The sequence below is a fragment of the Kitasatospora sp. NPDC056531 genome (genome assembly GCF_042794375.1).
Lineage (GTDB): Bacteria > Actinomycetota > Actinomycetes > Streptomycetales > Streptomycetaceae > Kitasatospora.
In genome coordinates this window covers 1-16,133 of the sequence record NZ_JBHTTU010000080.1, presented here as the reverse complement: position 1 = coordinate 16,133, position 16,133 = coordinate 1, and the positions used below count along the sequence as shown (strand labels likewise).

Below are 16,133 nucleotides of genomic sequence, written 5' to 3'. Positions count from 1 at the left end.
CGCTTTGACTGCCGGGCCCGTACTGACGGGTCCGGGCGGCCACCGGTAGCCTGACGCCATGCTGAAGATCGGACTGACGGGTGGCATCGGCGCGGGCAAGAGCGAAGTGTCCCGGCTGTTCGCCGCGCGCGGCGCGGTGATCGTGGACTCCGACCTGATCGCCCGCGAGGTGGTCGCCCCCGGGACGGACGGTCTGGCGTCCGTGGTCGCCGAGTTCGGCCCGCAGGTGCTGCGCGAGGACGGCACGCTGGACCGCCCGGCCCTCGGGGCGGTCGTATTCGGCGACCCGGAGCGGCTCCGGGCGCTGAACGCGATCGTCCACCCGCTGGTGCGGGCCCGCTCCGCCGAGCTGGAGACGGCGGCCGCGCCGGACGCGGTGGTGGTGCACGACGTGCCGCTGCTGGCCGAGAACGGGCTGGCACCGTTGTTCGACCTGGTCGTGGTGGTGGACGCCGCCGACGAGGTGCGGCTGGACCGGCTGGTGCGGCTGCGCGGGATGGCCGAACAGGAGGCCCGGGCGCGGATGGCCGCGCAGGCCACCCGGGAGGACCGGCTGGCGATCGCCGACCTGGTGATCGACAACGGCGGGCCGCTGGAGGCGCTCTCGGCGCGGGTCGACGAGGTGTGGGCGGAGCTGGCGAAGCGCGCCGCAGCGTAGGACACGCCCTGGGTTCGGGCCGTGCCGGGGCCCGGGCGGTGCTGGGGCTCAGGCCGTGCTGAGCGGCAGTCGGGCCCGGACGGCGAAGCCGCCCTCGGGCGTCGGCCCGGCGTGCAGGGTGCCGCCGAGGTCGTCGGCGCGGGTGCGCATGCCGTCCAGGCCGTGCCCGCCGGAGGGTAGGCAGGGCTCCGTACGGGCCGTGCCGGTGGGGGAGTTGACCACCGTCAGGCGCAGCCCGTCCGGGGCGACCTCGACGGTGACGGCCACCTCTGCCGCCGGGGCGTGCTTGTGGGCGTTGGTCAGGGCCTCCTGGACGATCCGGTAGGCCGCGTACTGCACCGCCGGCCCGGGCGCGGGCAGCCCCTCGTCCGGACCGGTGAGCGTCAGGCCCACCGCCAGCCCGGCCTGCCGGGACTCCTCGACCAGGGTGGGCAGGCCGCCCAGCGAGGGCGCCTGGTCGGAGGCCGGGGTCAGCACCCCGAGCAGGCCGCGCAGTTCGGTGAGCGCCTGCAGCCCGAGGGTGCGGATCAGGCCGAGGGTCTCCCGGACGGCGGCCGGGTCGTCGGCCTGGGCGATCTGCCCGGCGCCGGCGTGCAGGGTGATCAGCGAGACCCGGTTGGACACCACGTCGTGCATCTCCCGGGCCAGCCGGGCGCGTTCGGCGGCCGCGGCGCGCTCCTCGGCGTGCTCGCGGGCCTCCGTCAGCAGCCGGTTCCGCTCGGCGAGCACGCTCACCGTACGGGCGCGCTGGTGAGCGGTGAGCCCGAGGGCGAGCGGGACGGCGCCGAAGACCAGCGGGTCCTCGACCAGATTGGCCAGCGCGGACGGGGTGCTGACGTCCCCGAGGTCGAAGGGGAACAGCAGCCGCAGCTCGGCGAGTGCCGCCAGGGCGTACAGCAGCGGGTTGGCGCCGCGCCGCGCGGCCAGTCCGTACAGGGCGACGGCGAGCGGGAGTTGGCCGCTCAGCAGGGTGGCCGTCGCGGTGGCCGACGGGTAGCGGCGGCGGAACGCGAGCGCGAGGGCCCCGAAGGCCATCAGGCCCGCGTTGACGTGCGGGGAGGTGGTCGGGCCGAAGTCCGGGTCCTGCGCGGCGAGCGGGACGAGGATCAGCAGCACCACGGCGGTCGGTGCGAAGGTCCGGACCGGGCGGGGCAGGCGCAGCGGCGGACCGGGCAGCGGTGCGGTGAGGTCGACGGCCGGCTGATCGGAGGGCTGGCGCATGACGGGCATGGTTTCACACCCGGGGCGGGGCGGATGATCTCCCGACCGGGTGGCCGGTTCGTGACGGACTTCGGGTTGGAGGGCCCGGCCGGTCATGTGATCGAACAGGTGGTCGGGAAGGGACTGGAACGGGGTCTGCGGGGAAGAGGGCATGGAGTGACAGATGATCGTTTTTCTTCCGAACCGCCGACCGTGGTCCGGCTCCGGCAGTACTCCCGCGCCGAGCAGGAGGAGATCCTCGGCCCCGGTGAGGACCCGTACGGCGTCGCGTACACCGGGCTGACCTTCCTGCCCAAGGAGATCCACTTCGGCATCCGGGCCGCCGACGGCCGGCTCGTCGCCCACACCGGGCTGCTGCCGGTCCCGCTCACCGTCGGCGGCGTCGACCTGGAGGCGATCGGCGTCGGCGGCGTCTGCGTCGCCCCCGGTCGGCGCGGCGGCGGCCTCGCCCAGGCCGTGGTCGGGGCCGCCCTCGACCACGGGCGCTCGCTCGGCTTCCGGTACGCGCTGCTGTTCTGCCGCCCGCCGCTGGCCCCGTTCTACCGGGGGCTCGGCTTCCGCGAGGTGGCCGAGGAGGTGACCGTCGAACAGCCGCAGGGGCGGCTCGCGGTGATGCCGTTGCGCACCATGTGGCGGCCGCTGGCGGAGGGCGCCGGCTGGCCGGAGGGGCCGGTACGGCTGCGCTCGCTGCCGATTTGACCGTCGCTCAGGGGGCGCCCTCTCGGCCGGTGAGCCGCCACTGACGCGGTGGCGGGCGAACGCCGGGGGCCGACGCCACCCCCGTGGGTGTCGGCCCCCGGCGCATTCGGGGTGTCCGTCGGCTGTCCCTGCGAGCGTCCGCTAGGCGTCCGCGAGCGTCCGCTCGGCGCTCGCCGCGTGGGCGACGGCGGCCGCGGCCAGGGCGCGGATCATCGGGTGGGCCCGGGTGCCGTCGCCGGACAGCTCCGGCTGGAACAGCGAGGCGAGGAAGAAGGGGTGCTCCGGCAGCTCCAGCACCCGGACCTGGCCGGAGGCGTCCGCACCGCTGAAGCGCAGCCCGTGGGCGCGCAGTTCGTCCAGGTAGTCGGCGTTGAGGCCGTAGGCGCAGTGGTAGCGCTCCTGGGTGCGGGTGGCGCCCAGGGCGCGCTCGGCCAGCGTGCCGGGGGTGATTGCGACGGCGCCCTCGTGGCCGACCAGGGAGCAGCTGAGCGGGACGATCACCTGCTGGTCGAGCTCGGGGTGCTCCTCGCCGTGGACGGCGTCGGTGATGCCGCAGACGTTGCGGGCGTACTCCAGCACCGCGTGCTGGAACCCGCCGCAGGTGCCGAGGAAGGGGATGCCGCGCTCGCGGGCGGTGCGCACGGCGGCCAGGGCGCCGGCCTCGCTGCGGTACGGGCTGCCGGGCAGCAGCCACACGGCGTCGAAGCCGTCGAGCGCGCCCGGTGCGCCGGCGTCCCCGGTGGGGATCCAGTAGGCGTCCAGGACGAGTTGGTCGTGTTCGGCGAGGGCGTCGAGCAGGCCGGGGATGCGGGCGTGCGAGCGGACGGCGGGGGAGCGGTCGCCGACCAGGGCGACCCGCGGGGTCAGGTAGGTCATGCGGATATCCTGACCCCGAACCCGAGATCAGCACCAACGATGATTTCTTACCTCTCGATCAGATCGGTTGATGGCCGCCGTGGATCCGCAGCAGCTGCGCACCTTCGTCACCGTCGCCCGCCTCGCCTCCTTCTCCGAGGCGGCCCGCGAGCTCGGCTACACCCAGTCCGCGATCTCCCAGCAGATCGCCGCGCTGGAGGCTGACCTCGGCGCCGCCCTGCTGGTCCGCCGCCCGGTCGGCCCGACCGAGGCCGGGCGGCGGCTGCTGGAGCACACCGCCCCGCTGCTGGTCCGGCTGGAGGCGGCGCGCGCCGACGTCGCACGCCTGGCCGGCGCCCCCGGCGCCCGGCTCGTGCTCGGCGCCACCCCGCTGGCGGTCGGGGCGGAGCTGGGGCGCGCGCTCGGCGAGGTGCGCCGGGCGTACCCGAGCGTCGAGCCCGTCGTCCGGGTGCTCGCCCAGGACGTGCTGCCCGCTCAGGTCGCCACCGGCGAGGTCGACCTCGCGCTGATCGACGGCCTGGCCGCGCCCAGCGACCCGCTGCCGCTGCCCGAGGTCGGCCCGCTGACCACCGTCGCGGTGGACGAGCAGCCGGTCGCGGTCGCCCTGCCGGTCGGCCACCCGCTGGCCGGCCGCACCGGCGTGGCGCTCGCCGACCTGTCGGCCGCGCGCTGGCTCGACGCCCCTGACCTCACCCCGACCGCGGCCCGGCTGCGTGCGGCCGCCGGGACGGACGGCTTCCGGCCCGCCACCCGCTACCGGGGCACCGACCTGCACGGGCTGCTCGCCCTGGTCGCCACCGGGCACGGGCTCACCCTCCTGCCCGAGGCGGTGGTGGCGCGGGCGCCCGGCGTCGCCTGCGCGCCGATCGCCGCGCCGAGGCTGGTGCACCGCACCGAACTGGTGCACGGCAGCCTGCCGGAGGGGCCGGCGGCGCTGCTGGCACGGCTGTTGGTGGGGTAGGCGTCAGTTCGCGGTGGCCCGCCGCCCGGTCGAGGACAGGAAGCCCTCCACCGTGCCCGCCGGCGCCGTCGGGTCGTCCGGCCACGGGTAGTGGCCCGCGCCCGGCTGCACCGCGAGAGTGACGTCCGGGAAGAGCGACGCCGCCTCGGCGGCCGATGCGGCGCGGGCCTGGTGGCGACCCGTCGGACCGGCCGGAACCCCTGCACCTGCGCACGCGTGCGGGGGAGGTGTTGACGGGCGGGTGACCGCCGGGGGATGTGGAGGGGTGGTCACCACTCGTTCACGTCCTGGGGCTGACGCCCGTCGCGCGGGCGGTGCTGTCATGGGCACAGTCGCCCGGCGATCGGCCGGGCCGGCCCTGGAGAGCGCCACATGATGCTCCGTCAGCGTCTCACCGTCGTCGCCGCGGCGGCCGCCCTCGCCACCGCCGGGATCGCCGCCGGCACCGCGCAGGCCGCCGCTCCGGCGAAGCACAAGCCGGTCAGGTCCGGCACGCTCGCCGCGAGTTGTTCGCAGGCGCGGCTGCCGCTGCCCGATCCGTCCTGCACGCCGGGTGCGTACAACCCGGCGGTCACCCAGGCCACCATCGGCTCGACCATCTGCGTCTCCGGCTGGACCGCCACCGTGCGCCCGCCGGTCAGCTACACCAACGCGCTGAAGACGCAGCAGATCGCGCAGTACGGCTACGCGGACACCAACCCGGCGGACTACGAGGAGGACCACTTCGTCCCGCTGGAGCTCGGCGGCGCGCCGCGCGACCCGCGCAACCTGTGGCCCGAGCCGCGCTACGGCAGCCAGCCGGCGCAGAGCAAGGACTCGGTCGAGACCAAGCTGAAGAACGCGGTGTGCGGCCACAGAGTGACCCTGGCGGCCGCCCGTAGCGCGATCGCCAGTGACTGGACCACGGCGCTCAGCCGCCTGGGGCTGTGAGCGCGTGAAAGTGCGCCGCCAGGCCCGTCCGGTCCCCTGTGCCGGACGGACCTGGCGGCCGTCTGTGGGTGTCTGCCGCGGTGCGGCAGGTGCTACTGGTGCCCGTCGCAGCCCGGGAAGGCCTCGCACAGCGGGGCCGACATGCCGGTGGCGACGTACTTGTCCTCCGGGCCCTTCCAGGCGTCCTTGGGCTGGGCGCCGGCCTTGGTGGTCGCCCAGACCGACAGCTCGCTGACCCACCCGCCGTCGCTGGCGACGTACTCGTGCAGCGTGGCGGTGGAGCCGTCCTGCTGAGGGATGGTGAGCACCGCGGCGAAGTAGGGCGCGTCCTGGGCGCTGTTGACCTTCACCGTCGCGCCTGGCGCGGTCTTGGCGCAGGCCTTGAGCGCGTCCGTCAGGTACCCCTCCGCCAGGTTGGTCATCTGCTTGGTGCCGCTGCTGTGGGTCGGGTCGCCGTGGGCCAGCAGGGTCTGCTGGGCGGTCCAGCGGTCCCCGCCGAAGCCGACCGAGGCCTTCGCGGCGACGCCGGTGAGCGGTCCCTCCTGGTCCTTGTCGGCCGCGGTGCGGCACAGCTCCATGCCCTTGAACGTGACCTCGCCGCTGACCGGCTTGGCGTTGGCCGCCAGCGGGGCGTAGTGGTAGGTCTCGTCCATCGGGATGCTCTTGGTGTCCATCCAGGCCTTGGCCGGGATGCCCTTGTCGGCACCGCCGGTGGGCTTGGCCGTGCTCCCGCCGGCGCTGCCCCCGGTGGGAGCCGCGGTGGGCGCGGCGCCGGTCGGCGCGGGGGCGGCGGTCTTGCCGCCGTCCTGGCCGCTGTTGTCCGGGCCGCAGGCGCTCAGGGCGCCCACGCAGAGCAGGGCGGCGGCGGTGGCGGTGACCAGTCGAATGCTGCGCAACTGACGAATCCTCGGGTGTCCGGTGTCGTGGGTCGGGGCCTGGTGCGGAGGTGCGTCGCCCGTCCGTCCTCGCCGACCGGTCGACCCGTGGCTGCGGGCACTCGGCATGGCTGTTCCTCCCCCGTTTCGTGCTGCCGTCCGGCCCCCTGGCTCCGCAGCCCACCACTGGTCTGAGGGACGGTCAGAGCAGGTGCTGCGTCGACGGCGGACGAAACCTATGACACGGGGGCGCCGGGAGCAAAGCGGGATTCCTCCGGGGGATCGGGGGAGTGCGGCAGTTGCAGCGGGCTGGTGGTGAACATGTGTGCGAGTGCGGCGGAAGCGATGGGTGGCGGGGGAGGTCCGTGAGGTGCCACCGCCCCTGGCCGGACCCCGCCCGGTGCGGTGGATCTCCGTTCCGGGCGCCCGGTTTGGCGGTGGATCGTGCCCGTCCGGGGCGGTACCCGCCGGGTGCGCCGGGGCGCCCGACACCAAGGCTTTCCCCCGGCGGCGGGCGGGTGTGATCCAACCCACGATGCGTGTCCGGGCCGTGCGCGGAAGGTGCCGGTGCGCGTACGGCCGGGACGGAATCCGGACGGAATCCGGACCCGGCTGTTACGGGGGAGGGGCCGCCGGGGGCCCTCCGCTACGGGTGGGTGCCCGGGACGCCGAGCTGCTGGGCGAGCCAGGGGAGGGCCTGGACGAAGGTGGCGGCGCCGGTCTGCCAGGAGTGCTTGCCGGAGCCGACGGAGCTGGTGGTGCGGATGCCGTCCTTCTTGGCGGCCGCCTCCAGGGCCTTGGCGGACTCGATCTGGCCGTGCTCCTCGTCGCCCTGGCCGAAGTAGCCGGAGACGCCCTGGTACTTGGGGTGGTGGGCGAGCACGGTCAGCGGGTCGTGGGCCGCCCAGGCCGCGGCGTCGCCGCCGTACAGCTCCTGGACGGTGTGGTCCTTGTCCCCGATGTACGGGCCCTTGTCGCCGGAGAAGTCGCCGAAGTGGGTGAAGAGGTTGGGGTGCTCGACGACCAGGTCGAGGGCGCAGGTGCCGCCCATCGACCAGCCGGCCACGCCCCACTTGTGCGGGTCGGTGGCCGCGTTGAAGGTCTTCTGGACGAACGGTGGGACGTCCTTGACCAGGTGGCTCTCGGAGTTGCCGTGCGGGCCGTCCACGCACTCGGTGTCGACCCGGAAGCCGCCGGTGGCGTCCACGAAGACCAGGATCGGGGCGAAGCCGTTGTGCTTGGCGGCGAACTCGTCGGCGGTCTTCACCGCGTTGCCGGAGCGGATCCAGTTGTCGGGCGCCGCGAACTCGCCGCCGATCATCTCCAGCACCGGCAGCTTGGGCCGGTTCTGGCTGCGGAACCAGGCGGGCGGGAGGTAGACCAGCTCCTGGCGGTGGGTGAAGCCGCTCGCGGTGTCCGGGATGTCGACCTGGACGATGCGGCCGGTCCTGGTCTTGCCGTGGATCTTGGCGAGCTCGGCCAGGGTGATCTGGTCCGGCAGCGGCTGGCCGCTGAGCTCGCCGATCGCGTCGTCGATCGTCGGGTAGTAGCCGGTGGCGATGTTCACGCTGTTCGCGGCGCAGAACAGCGCCAGTACGGCGGTCGGTGCCACCAGGGCCCGCCGCCACCACTTCGCGCCGCGCCAGCCGAAGCCCAGCACGCTGAACGCGGCGATCGCCACCCCGCTCCACAGCCACACCCCGAACGGGATCGGATCGGTGATGCCGGCCAGGGTGAGCACGCCGACGGCGAGGAGTGCGGTGATCGCCAGCGCCGTCCCGAGCGCGATCGGCCCCCACTTGCGCTGCCAGGTCCGGTCCCGCCAGCCCACCGCGGTCAGGAACAGGGCGAGGGCCGCGGCCTGGACCGTCCAGGGGAACCAGCCGTCGAGCAGGGAGACGTTCATGCGCGGAGGCTAAGTGGGCGAGATGAGAGGGGGGTTAGAGGCTGGGAGGCCGCTGGGCGCCGGCTGGGCGCTGGCTGGGAGGCCGCTCGGGGGCTGCTTCGGGGCCGCTTCGGGGTTGCTCGTGGCTGCCGGGGGCGCCCGGCGTGAAGGCGGAGCCAACGGATCCAGGCCTTTCTCCGCCGTTTCTCCATTCACTGAATCGGCGACTTCGAACGGGTGGGAGTTCGGGCCAAAACCATCTGGTCCCAAGCCTGTTGACGGAGATCACCCAGGTGTAGGGTGCCGCCCGCTCCACCTCCAGTTCCCGCCCCCTGTGACCGGTGGGGGCGGTCCCCCCGACGGACCGGAGACTCCATGGGCTCCCCCAGCAGAGCGCGTCGCGGCAGAACCCGCGCCGCGCTGATATCCGCCGCGCTGATCGCGACGGCGGGCACCACCGCCGCGTGGGGCGACACCGTCGCCACCACGTCCGGCTCCAGCAGCACCGGCACCAGCCCGAACCACCGCCAGGCCGGAGAGGACTCCGGCGAACTGATGGACTCCATGCAGTCCTTCAACGACCCCCGGGTCTCCCCGGGCGGCACCGTCACCGCCGGCGCCTACCGGGCCGCCTGGCAGCACGTGCTCGGCATGCCCGTACGGCAGGCCGGCTACACCGAGGTCACCACCCAGCCGTACAACGGCGACGCGCTGCACTACCGGGACCACGACGTCTCCAACGGCGGCACCGGCGGCGGCTACAACACCGGCCGGATCGCCGCCCTGGCCACCGACCCGACCCACCCCGGCGTGGTGTACGCGGGCGGCGCCGGCGGCGGCGTGTTCCGCTCCACCGACGACGGCGCCACCTGGACCCCGATCGCCGACCACCTGCCCTCGCTCTCGGTCGGCTCGCTCGCCGTCGCCCCCGACGGCGCCCTGTGGCTCGGCACGGGCGAGGCCACCACGGCCTTCGACAACTACCTCGGCACCGGCGTCTACCGGCTCGCCGACCCCAGCCGGGCGACCTTCAGCCAGTCCGACGCGCTCGGCGGCGGCGAACTCGACAACAGCTCCATCCACGCGCTGCGCTTCGACACCGAGGCCGGCTACGCCTTCGCCGCCACCTCCCACGGCGTCTACCGGCGCGCGCTCGGCGCCGCCCAGGGCGACCCGTGGCAGAAGGTGCTCGCGCCGTGCGCCGGGACCGGCGTCAGCGGGGTCACCTGCGGCACCGGCAGCTACTTCGCGGACATCGCCAACGACCTGGTGGTGCAGCCGGGTTCGGGCGGCAGGCGGCTGGTCGCCAACCTCGCCTGGCGCGGCGGCGCGACGTACAACGGCTTCTACTACTCCGACGACGCCGGCACCACCTGGCGCACCGCCAACCCGCAGGGCGGGATCAACCCGGGCGACATCGGCAACACGACCTTCGCCTACTCCGCCGACGGCAGCAAGCTGTACGCGGTGGTCGAGTCGCCGACGCTGTACAACAAGAACCCGGGCGCGAAGGCGCCGCAGACCGTGCTCGGCGGCGTGTACGTCAGCAACAGCGGCGACATCAACGGGCCGTTCACCCAGATCGCCAACTCCAGCGTGCTGGCCAACAGCGGCTCGGCGATGAAGCTGACGGTGATGGGGCCGGGGTACCAGCCCGGGGTGCAGTCCTGGTACGACCAGTCGCTGGCCGTCGACCCGACGGACCCGAACCACCTGTACCTGGGGCTGGAGGAGCTGTACGAGACCCGCAACGGCGGCGCGACCTGGACGACCGTCGGCAGGTACTGGAACCAGGGGCTGAGCTGCTTCAGCTACGTCGCCGCGCAGAACACCTGCGACGGCAACGTGATGCACTCCGACCAGCACGCGCTCGCGTTCTCCGGCTGGGCCGGGCGGGCGCCGGAGGTGTACGCGGGCAACGACGGCGGGGTGTACGCCCGGCCGACGACCCAGACCGCGCCCGGCTGGCGCAACCTCAACGCGAGCGGCACGCTGCGCACGCTGCAGTACTACTCGGTGGGCGCGGGCACGCTGCCGGGCGGCTCCGGCGAGGCCGTGTGGGGCGGACTGCAGGACAACGGGGTGTCCATCTCCGTTCCGCGGGGCGCGACGTACTCGTACACCTATCCCGGTGCCTCCTCCCCGGTGACCGAACAGCTGAACGCGGCCGGGGAGATGGGCCAGCCGTTCGGCGGTGACGGTGGCGACCAGCTGGTCAACCCGGCCAACGGCTGCCAGACGGTGGGCGAGTACACCAACCTCGCGCTGTCGGTGACCAACAACTGCGGCTACACGGCGAACGACGACGGCACGCCGTCCGCCATCACGTCCATCAGCCCGAACGACCCCAACGCGCGCTTCATCGCACCGTTCGGGGCGGACGCCAAGGACCCGGGGTACTGGGTCGCGGGCGGCGAGTACGTCTACGCCGACACCAAGACCTGGCAGAGCACTTCGGGCTCCGACTGGACGAAGCTCGCCGACTCCGGGGCCGGGCACTCGGTCACGGCGGTCAAGTCGCAGCTGGACGGTAGCGGCAACCACGTGGTGTGGGCCGCCTGGTGCGGCGACTGCAACCCGGGTGCCGGGTTCGCGCGCGGCATCATGACCAACTACGGCGGTTCCTGGCACCAGTTGACGCTCCCGGCGGACTTCCCGGTCCGCTACATCCAGGACATCGCCATCGACCCGTCCGATGCGAGCGGCAAGACGGTGTACGCGGCGCTGTCGGGCTTCTCCCGGCACTGGAACGTCGGCCCGGGCGCCGGCTACGGCCACCTGTGGCGGACGTCGGACGGCGGCGCGACCTGGCAGGACGTGAGCGGGGCCGACGGTTCGGCCGACCAGTTGGTCGACGCCTCGGCGAACCGGGTGCTGTTCGCCCCGGACGGGACGCTGATGGTGGCCACCGACCTCGGCGTGTTCACCGACGACGTGAAGGCGGACGGCCTGGGCCACTGGAAGCGGCTGGGGGCGGCCGACCCGACGGCCGCCGGCAACCTGCCGACGGCGGCGGCGGTCTACCTGTCGCCCAGCCCGGACGGGACGTCGGTGTACGTCGCCACGCACGGGCGCGGGATCTGGAAGACCGCGATGCCGTAGGCGGGTCCGGTCGTCGTGCTGAGGCGGGGGCGGTCGGCGGACCCCCCCCGCCTCAGTCGTACGGTGCTCGGCCCTTGGCCGTTCCGGGGTGGAACACCACCCGTCCGGACTCGGCGGGGCCGCCGGCGACACGTACGAGGACGTCCAGTCGGCCAGGGAGCCCTGTTGGCCGCCCGTGGCTGTTCGGAATGTTCACCCGGCCGGAGCAGCCCCGCTGTACCGTGGTTTTGATCACCTCCAGCCGCCGAGGAGCGCGACCCATGAGCACCTTCGTCCTTGTTCCCGGAGCCTGCCACGGCGCCTGGTGGTTCGAACCGTTGGCCCGTCAGTTGCGCGAACACGGCCACCAGGCATACCCGTTGACGCTGACCGGCATCGGAGCGCGCAAGCACCAGCTGACCGCATCGGTCAATCTCGACACGCACATCGATGATGTGGTGAACCTGCTGGAGGACGAGCAGATCACGGACGCGGTGCTGGTCGGCCACAGCTACGCCGGCATGGTCATCACCGGCGCTGCCGATCGGGTACCGGATCGGGTCGAGGGCCTGGTCTACCTGGATGCGTTCCTGCCTGCGGACGGCGACTCCTGCTGGACGCTGACCACGGACGCCCAGCGCGAGTGGTACGTCGGCGGTTCCGCGGCGACCGGTTACGGGGTGGAGCCGCTGCCGTTCTTCGATCAGCGAGCGACGGCACACCCGCTGGCGTCGCTGCTGCAGCGGATCCGACTGGGCGGGGGGACGAGCCGCTTCAAGCGCAAGGAGTTCGCGTATGTGACCGAGTGGGGCGGAGCCGACTCCCCGTTCCACACGTCGATCGAACGGGCTTCGCAGGACCCGTCGTTCCGGGTGCACGTTCTGGAGAGCCGGCACGACGTGATGCGGGATGTGCCGGAGGAGATCCTTCGCATCCTGCTGGAGGTGTAGAGCGGGTGAGGAGAGGTGGGCGGCCCCGCGTGGTGCGCGGGGCCGCCCGTGAGAGCTGCGTCAGAGGGTGGTGGGGAAGTCGCCTGCCTGGATGCCGGCGACGAAGGACTGCCAGGCATCGGGGGTGAAGCGGAGGGCCGGCCCATGGGGGTCCTTGCTGTCGCGGACCGGGATGATGCCGGTGATGCCGTCGGCTACTTCGACGCAGTCATCGTTCGGGTTGCTGGCGGTTGCCTTCCTCCACTGAACGGGGAGTGAGGAAGCGACAGGGAAGTGGGTCACTTGAGCGTGTCTCTCTTCTGTGCGATGAGGTGCCGAGACTGATCCAGGTCCAAGGCGGTGGCCATGATTTCGTCGAACGCTGCTCGATAGATATCGACTTGGTCCGGGTCTTCAACCCAGTCGCTGCTGAGCATTCCGCTGAGCAGAACCAGGTCGAGGTCTCGTTGCCGGAACTCCAGGAGCGCGAACGGCCCGGTCATTCCGGGGTGTGGCGGCGCCATGGCCGGCATGATCTGAACCCTGATGTTGGAGAGTTGGCTGAACTGCAGCAGCTTGTCCAGCTGGTCAGCCATGACGCCTGGGGTGGCACTCATCGTCAGGGCGGCCTCGTGAATCACGGCCCACAGCTTTAGCGGGTTCTCGGATCGAGTGAGTACGGATTGCCTGTTGATCCGGACTTCGACACGTTCCTCGACGCTGGGCTTGTTTATCACGCCACTGGCGATGATGGCGTGAGCGTACTGGCGGGTCTGCAGCAGGCCGGGGATGTATGCGGACTGGTAGGACTTGTTGCCTACGGCGGTCTCTTCGAGACGGATCAGATCGGTGTAGAGCGGGTTCAGTTGCTCGTAGCCCGCCATCCAGCCCGGGCGCCGCTTGTCTCGGAGGATCTCGACGAGGACCTCCTTGAGCTCCTCGTCGCACTCGTAGAAGTCGAGCAGGGCGCGGACGACATCGGGCCTCAGCTGGACGCGGGCGTTCTCGTACCGGCTGAGCTTCACCAGGTTGATGCCGTCGACCTGGGCGACGACCTCTTCTGCTGAGAGGTTCTTCAGCTCGCGAAGCCTCCTCAGCTCGGCGGCGATGCGTCGGTACCGCACGGCTGGCACTGCGACTGCCATCTACGTAACCCCTCCAGAGCGTTCAGGGACCAGTGTGCATCCGAGTGGTGACGGTTCGCCACCATCGGCAAGAGCCTAGAGGGCGCGCCTTGCTCTCGAATCTGAAAGTTTTCATATTTCATCGACTTGCCTTGCGATCTATTTCGACAGTACTCCATGCTGTGAGTAACGAAGCGCTGGCTATGTGTGACATGCGTGGCATGTGACTGTGGCGTACTGCCGTGAGGTGCTTCGCGCTGGACGTGTACGGGAGGCCCTGTTGGTCGCCCGGCCTTCTCCACTCATGCGCCTGGAAGGTTCCTTCGCCATGTCTCGAAACTCCTCGACCATCTGGCTCCCGCGCAGCCGCCGTTCCCCCGCCATCGCCCGCCAGCGGGTCTCCGCGCTGCTCTCGTCCGTCCCGGACGGGAGGCGCTTCCTCGACTCCGGCCTCGTCGTCACCACCGAGCTCGTCACCAACGCCGTCCTGTACGGCACCCCGATGGGCCGTCTCATCTACTTCGCGATCGACGTCGACTCCACGCGGCTCCGCATCGAGGTCCACGACGCCTTGGGCGACCGCAAACCCCTCCTCTCCGCGCCCGGTCTCGACGGCGAGACCGGGCGCGGCCTCCGCCTCGTCGACTCGCTCACCAAGCGGTGGGGCTGCTGCCCGCGTCGGCCCGTCGGCAAGATCGTCTGGGGCGAGGTGATCGCGTGAGAATCGACCACGACATCCTGGTGGAGATCCCCGGCATCAAGTCGTCGGCCGTCCGCGTCCTCAACCCCTCGACCCTCGAAGCGATCTGGGAGTCGATCCGCTTCCTCCCGATGTCCCGCGCCCAGCTCCAGCTGCTGGAGCGCCAGTTCACTGGCCCCTGCGCCGAGCGTGACGTCATCCGCCACCTCGCCGCGAACCCCGTCCTCGTCCTCTCCGTCGGCGAGCGCGAGGTGCGCATCAGCTGGGCGAACCCGACCGGGGGGTCCGCGTGATCGACCGCATCCGGGACTGGTGGTTCCGGCGCTGCTCCCGTACTCGCGTCGCCCGCCTCCTGCGTGCCGAGCGGCGCCGCCTGGACGCGGAGCTGGCGCTGTGGTTGCCCGAGGCCTCTGAGGCTGTCCGCCGACGCCTGCTCGCCTCGATCGAGGACGGTGACTCCACCTGATCGCGCCCACCCTCGCGTGCTAGATTTGAACGCGCTCAAAGGGGTGGGGGAAAGCATGACCGTGGTTCCCGCGAGCGCGCGGTGGTCGGCCGGGGCGGCGGTTGCCGTGTGCGTCGTGCCCCCGGTGCTCATCGCGGTGACGTGCCGTGGGGTCGATCTGCGGCTCTTCCTGTGCGCGGTCGGGCTGTTGACCGCCGCCGTCTGTGCGGTGCCGGTCTTCTACCGTCGCCAGGACCGGTTCCGGGTGGCCTGTGCGGCGGCCGGGTTCACGGTCGCCGGGGTGTGGGTGCCGTTGCTGATCCTCGGCCTCCTGGCGGTCCTGTCCTTGGGCGGTTGGGCCTGGTACCTCGCGTACCTGTTCATGCCGGTCTCGGCGATCGCCGCGCTGATCGCCGCCTTCCAGCGGGCTCGCGGGCCCGAGTGCGGTCGGGTGGCGGTGGCCGTCGGATGGTCGGCGGCGGCCGCCTCGGTCGCCTGCTGGTTCCCGCTGGTCGCCTGAGGCCGGTCGACCCGACGCGGCGTCGGACTGACCGGCCTCGCCGCTTCACGCTCAGCCGGCGACCACGGTGGCCGTGGTCCTGGCGCGCGTGAGCTCGGCGTCGGCGATGTACGCGGAGAGGTCCACCGAGGACTTGGCCCACGCGCCGTCGGGCGAGGTGACGCTCACCGGTACGGTCGCGGTCGACAGCGCGCCGGTGCAGGGAACGTGGACCGAGCCACGGCCCGACGTGCCGGCCTGCGAGGCCTGCACAGTGATGGCGGCGAACTGGAAGTCCGCCAGGCACCGGTAGGTGACCGAGACGTTCAGCGTCTGCCCGGCATCCGCCACGCTGGCGCTGTTGACGCCTATCGAGAGGGTCCCGGCGTACGCGGGCGCGGTGGCGAGGGCCACGCCGACCGTGGCGAGGGTGGGGACGGCCAGGAATCGGGCGAACTTCGTACGAATGGAGGCGCTCATGACAGTCTTCTTTCGGCGGTGGTGGCATCGGGCATGGCGAGGTGCTCGCGGGGAGCTCCCGCGCCCCATGCTGCTGTCCGCTGCGGGCCGGGGTGTCGGGAGGGTTGGCAGACGTCTGAAATGGCACTGCGATGTGGCGCGGAGTCACCCCGGCCTCGCGCTCCCGGTGTCGAGAGCGCGGCACTCGTCCTCGATCGGCTGCCCGGCCGGTCGCGCGATCAGTATCCTCACCCCGTGATCGATCACGGAATCGCCCTCCCGAACTTCCGGCTCCATGTCGTGCCCGCGGTCGTGTCCCTGGCCAGCCCGACCTGGCAACGGGAGGTGTGGCTCGACCGCGATCAGTTCGAGGACCTCGACTACATCGTGCATGTGCTCTTCGACGACTTCTGTGATGCGCGCGAGCCCGCGCGCTTCCTGGGTGGAAGTCTGCGCACCGAGGAGGAAGTCGAGTTGATGGCGCGTCTCGGCACCGTCTACGGCGCGGTGCAGGACGCGGTCGGGGCCCGCTCCCCCGACGAGGCCTTCCTGGACGCCCCGGGCTGGCCCGCCGTGGTCGCCGCGGCGGCCCGCTTGGCCCACGTCATGTTGAACAACGACTACATGGCGCTGGTGGGGCTGCACGAGGCCGGCCATACCTGGCCGCCCGGCACCGGCCGGATTCCGGAGAGCGACTAGGGCGGGTATCGGGTCGTGATCAATCTGTGGGATTCGCCCTCACAGCGAGGCCTGATCAGGTAGATCTGTCGCGTGACGCGAGTGCAACTGAC

General features: G+C 72.2%; 18 protein-coding genes. 11 read left to right on the top strand and 7 right to left on the bottom strand.

Translation table 11 applies throughout. The features are described from left to right. Window positions 1–58 precede the first annotated feature (58 nt). Window positions 59–658, top strand: a complete 600-nt coding sequence (gene coaE, locus ACFQ87_RS36255; protein WP_380615187.1) for a dephospho-CoA kinase — start codon at window positions 59–61, stop codon at window positions 656–658. A gap of 48 nt (window positions 659–706) precedes the next feature. On the opposite strand, the gene ACFQ87_RS36250 is transcribed toward coaE, so the two are convergent. After that, window positions 707–1,879, bottom strand: a complete 1,173-nt coding sequence (locus ACFQ87_RS36250; protein WP_380615186.1) for a sensor histidine kinase — start codon at window positions 1,877–1,879, stop codon at window positions 707–709. Window positions 1,880–2,035: 156 nt separating this feature from the next. Between ACFQ87_RS36250 and ACFQ87_RS36245 the strand changes: the two genes are divergently transcribed. Next, window positions 2,036–2,578, top strand: a complete 543-nt coding sequence (locus ACFQ87_RS36245) for a GNAT family N-acetyltransferase (RefSeq protein WP_380615185.1) — start codon at window positions 2,036–2,038, stop codon at window positions 2,576–2,578. A gap of 141 nt (window positions 2,579–2,719) precedes the next feature. On the opposite strand, the gene ACFQ87_RS36240 is transcribed toward ACFQ87_RS36245, so the two are convergent. Then, the gene (locus tag ACFQ87_RS36240) at window positions 2,720–3,454 is read right to left on the bottom strand and encodes a hypothetical protein (protein ID WP_380615184.1); all 735 of its coding nucleotides are present in this window, start codon (window positions 3,452–3,454) and stop codon (window positions 2,720–2,722) included. Window positions 3,455–3,524: 70 nt separating this feature from the next. Here ACFQ87_RS36240 and ACFQ87_RS36235 point away from each other — a divergent pair, with 70 nt between their 5' ends. Both ACFQ87_RS36235 and ACFQ87_RS36230 read left to right on the top strand, forming a co-directional pair. After that, window positions 3,525–4,415, top strand: coding sequence for a LysR family transcriptional regulator (locus tag ACFQ87_RS36235; protein WP_380615183.1), 891 nt, complete (start codon window positions 3,525–3,527; stop codon window positions 4,413–4,415). Window positions 4,416–4,787: 372 nt separating this feature from the next. Further along, entirely contained in the window at window positions 4,788–5,345 is a 558-nt protein-coding gene (locus tag ACFQ87_RS36230) for a hypothetical protein (protein WP_380615182.1), read from the top strand. A gap of 92 nt (window positions 5,346–5,437) precedes the next feature. Here the strand turns inward: ACFQ87_RS36230 and ACFQ87_RS36225 are convergent, their stop codons facing one another. Further along, window positions 5,438–6,241 carry a hypothetical protein gene (locus ACFQ87_RS36225; RefSeq protein ID WP_380615181.1) on the bottom strand — a complete coding sequence of 268 codons (804 nt, stop codon included), beginning with the start codon at window positions 6,239–6,241 and terminating at the stop codon, window positions 5,438–5,440. A gap of 625 nt (window positions 6,242–6,866) precedes the next feature. Beyond that, window positions 6,867–8,126, bottom strand: coding sequence for an alpha/beta hydrolase-fold protein (locus ACFQ87_RS36220; protein ID WP_380615180.1), 1,260 nt, complete (start codon window positions 8,124–8,126; stop codon window positions 6,867–6,869). Window positions 8,127–8,480: 354 nt separating this feature from the next. Between ACFQ87_RS36220 and ACFQ87_RS36215 the strand changes: the two genes are divergently transcribed. Both ACFQ87_RS36215 and ACFQ87_RS36210 read left to right on the top strand, forming a co-directional pair. Beyond that, a complete protein-coding gene (locus tag ACFQ87_RS36215; protein WP_380615179.1) occupies window positions 8,481–11,207 on the top strand; it encodes a WD40/YVTN/BNR-like repeat-containing protein in 2,727 nt (908 codons plus the stop codon). Between the two features lie 260 nt (window positions 11,208–11,467). Next, the gene (locus tag ACFQ87_RS36210) at window positions 11,468–12,136 is read left to right on the top strand and encodes an alpha/beta fold hydrolase (protein ID WP_380615178.1); all 669 of its coding nucleotides are present in this window, start codon (window positions 11,468–11,470) and stop codon (window positions 12,134–12,136) included. Between the two features lie 60 nt (window positions 12,137–12,196). On the opposite strand, the gene ACFQ87_RS36205 is transcribed toward ACFQ87_RS36210, so the two are convergent. Beyond that, a complete protein-coding gene (locus ACFQ87_RS36205) occupies window positions 12,197–12,418 on the bottom strand; it encodes a DUF397 domain-containing protein (protein ID WP_380615177.1) in 222 nt (73 codons plus the stop codon). Beyond that, on the bottom strand, window positions 12,415–13,260 hold the full coding sequence (locus ACFQ87_RS36200; protein ID WP_380615176.1) for a helix-turn-helix domain-containing protein: 846 nt from the start codon (window positions 13,258–13,260) through the stop codon (window positions 12,415–12,417). Before ACFQ87_RS36200 ends, ACFQ87_RS36205 begins: the two co-directional genes overlap by 4 nt. Window positions 13,261–13,567: 307 nt before the next feature. Between ACFQ87_RS36200 and ACFQ87_RS36195 the strand changes: the two genes are divergently transcribed. From ACFQ87_RS36195 to ACFQ87_RS36180, 4 genes are read left to right on the top strand one after another with little or no spacing between them, the layout of a single operon-like run. Then, on the top strand, window positions 13,568–13,960 hold the full coding sequence (locus ACFQ87_RS36195; RefSeq protein WP_380615175.1) for an ATP-binding protein: 393 nt from the start codon (window positions 13,568–13,570) through the stop codon (window positions 13,958–13,960). Beyond that, window positions 13,957–14,232 carry a hypothetical protein gene (locus ACFQ87_RS36190; protein ID WP_380615174.1) on the top strand — a complete coding sequence of 92 codons (276 nt, stop codon included), beginning with the start codon at window positions 13,957–13,959 and terminating at the stop codon, window positions 14,230–14,232. The genes ACFQ87_RS36195 and ACFQ87_RS36190 overlap by 4 nt, the downstream gene beginning before the upstream one ends. Then, window positions 14,229–14,405 carry a hypothetical protein gene (locus ACFQ87_RS36185; RefSeq protein ID WP_380615173.1) on the top strand — a complete coding sequence of 59 codons (177 nt, stop codon included), beginning with the start codon at window positions 14,229–14,231 and terminating at the stop codon, window positions 14,403–14,405. Before ACFQ87_RS36190 ends, ACFQ87_RS36185 begins: the two co-directional genes overlap by 4 nt. Window positions 14,406–14,460: 55 nt before the next feature. Further along, window positions 14,461–14,904: a hypothetical protein gene (locus tag ACFQ87_RS36180; protein WP_380615172.1), complete on the top strand. Its 444-nt coding sequence runs from the start codon at window positions 14,461–14,463 to the stop codon at window positions 14,902–14,904. A 51-nt stretch (window positions 14,905–14,955) separates the two neighbouring features. On the opposite strand, the gene ACFQ87_RS36175 is transcribed toward ACFQ87_RS36180, so the two are convergent. Continuing rightward, window positions 14,956–15,363 (bottom strand): hypothetical protein, encoded by a 408-nt coding sequence (locus tag ACFQ87_RS36175; RefSeq protein WP_380615171.1) that lies wholly within the window; start codon window positions 15,361–15,363, stop codon window positions 14,956–14,958. Window positions 15,364–15,597: 234 nt separating this feature from the next. Here ACFQ87_RS36175 and ACFQ87_RS36170 point away from each other — a divergent pair, with 234 nt between their 5' ends. Beyond that, window positions 15,598–16,041 carry a hypothetical protein gene (locus tag ACFQ87_RS36170; RefSeq protein ID WP_380615170.1) on the top strand — a complete coding sequence of 148 codons (444 nt, stop codon included), beginning with the start codon at window positions 15,598–15,600 and terminating at the stop codon, window positions 16,039–16,041. Window positions 16,042–16,133 lie beyond the last annotated feature (92 nt).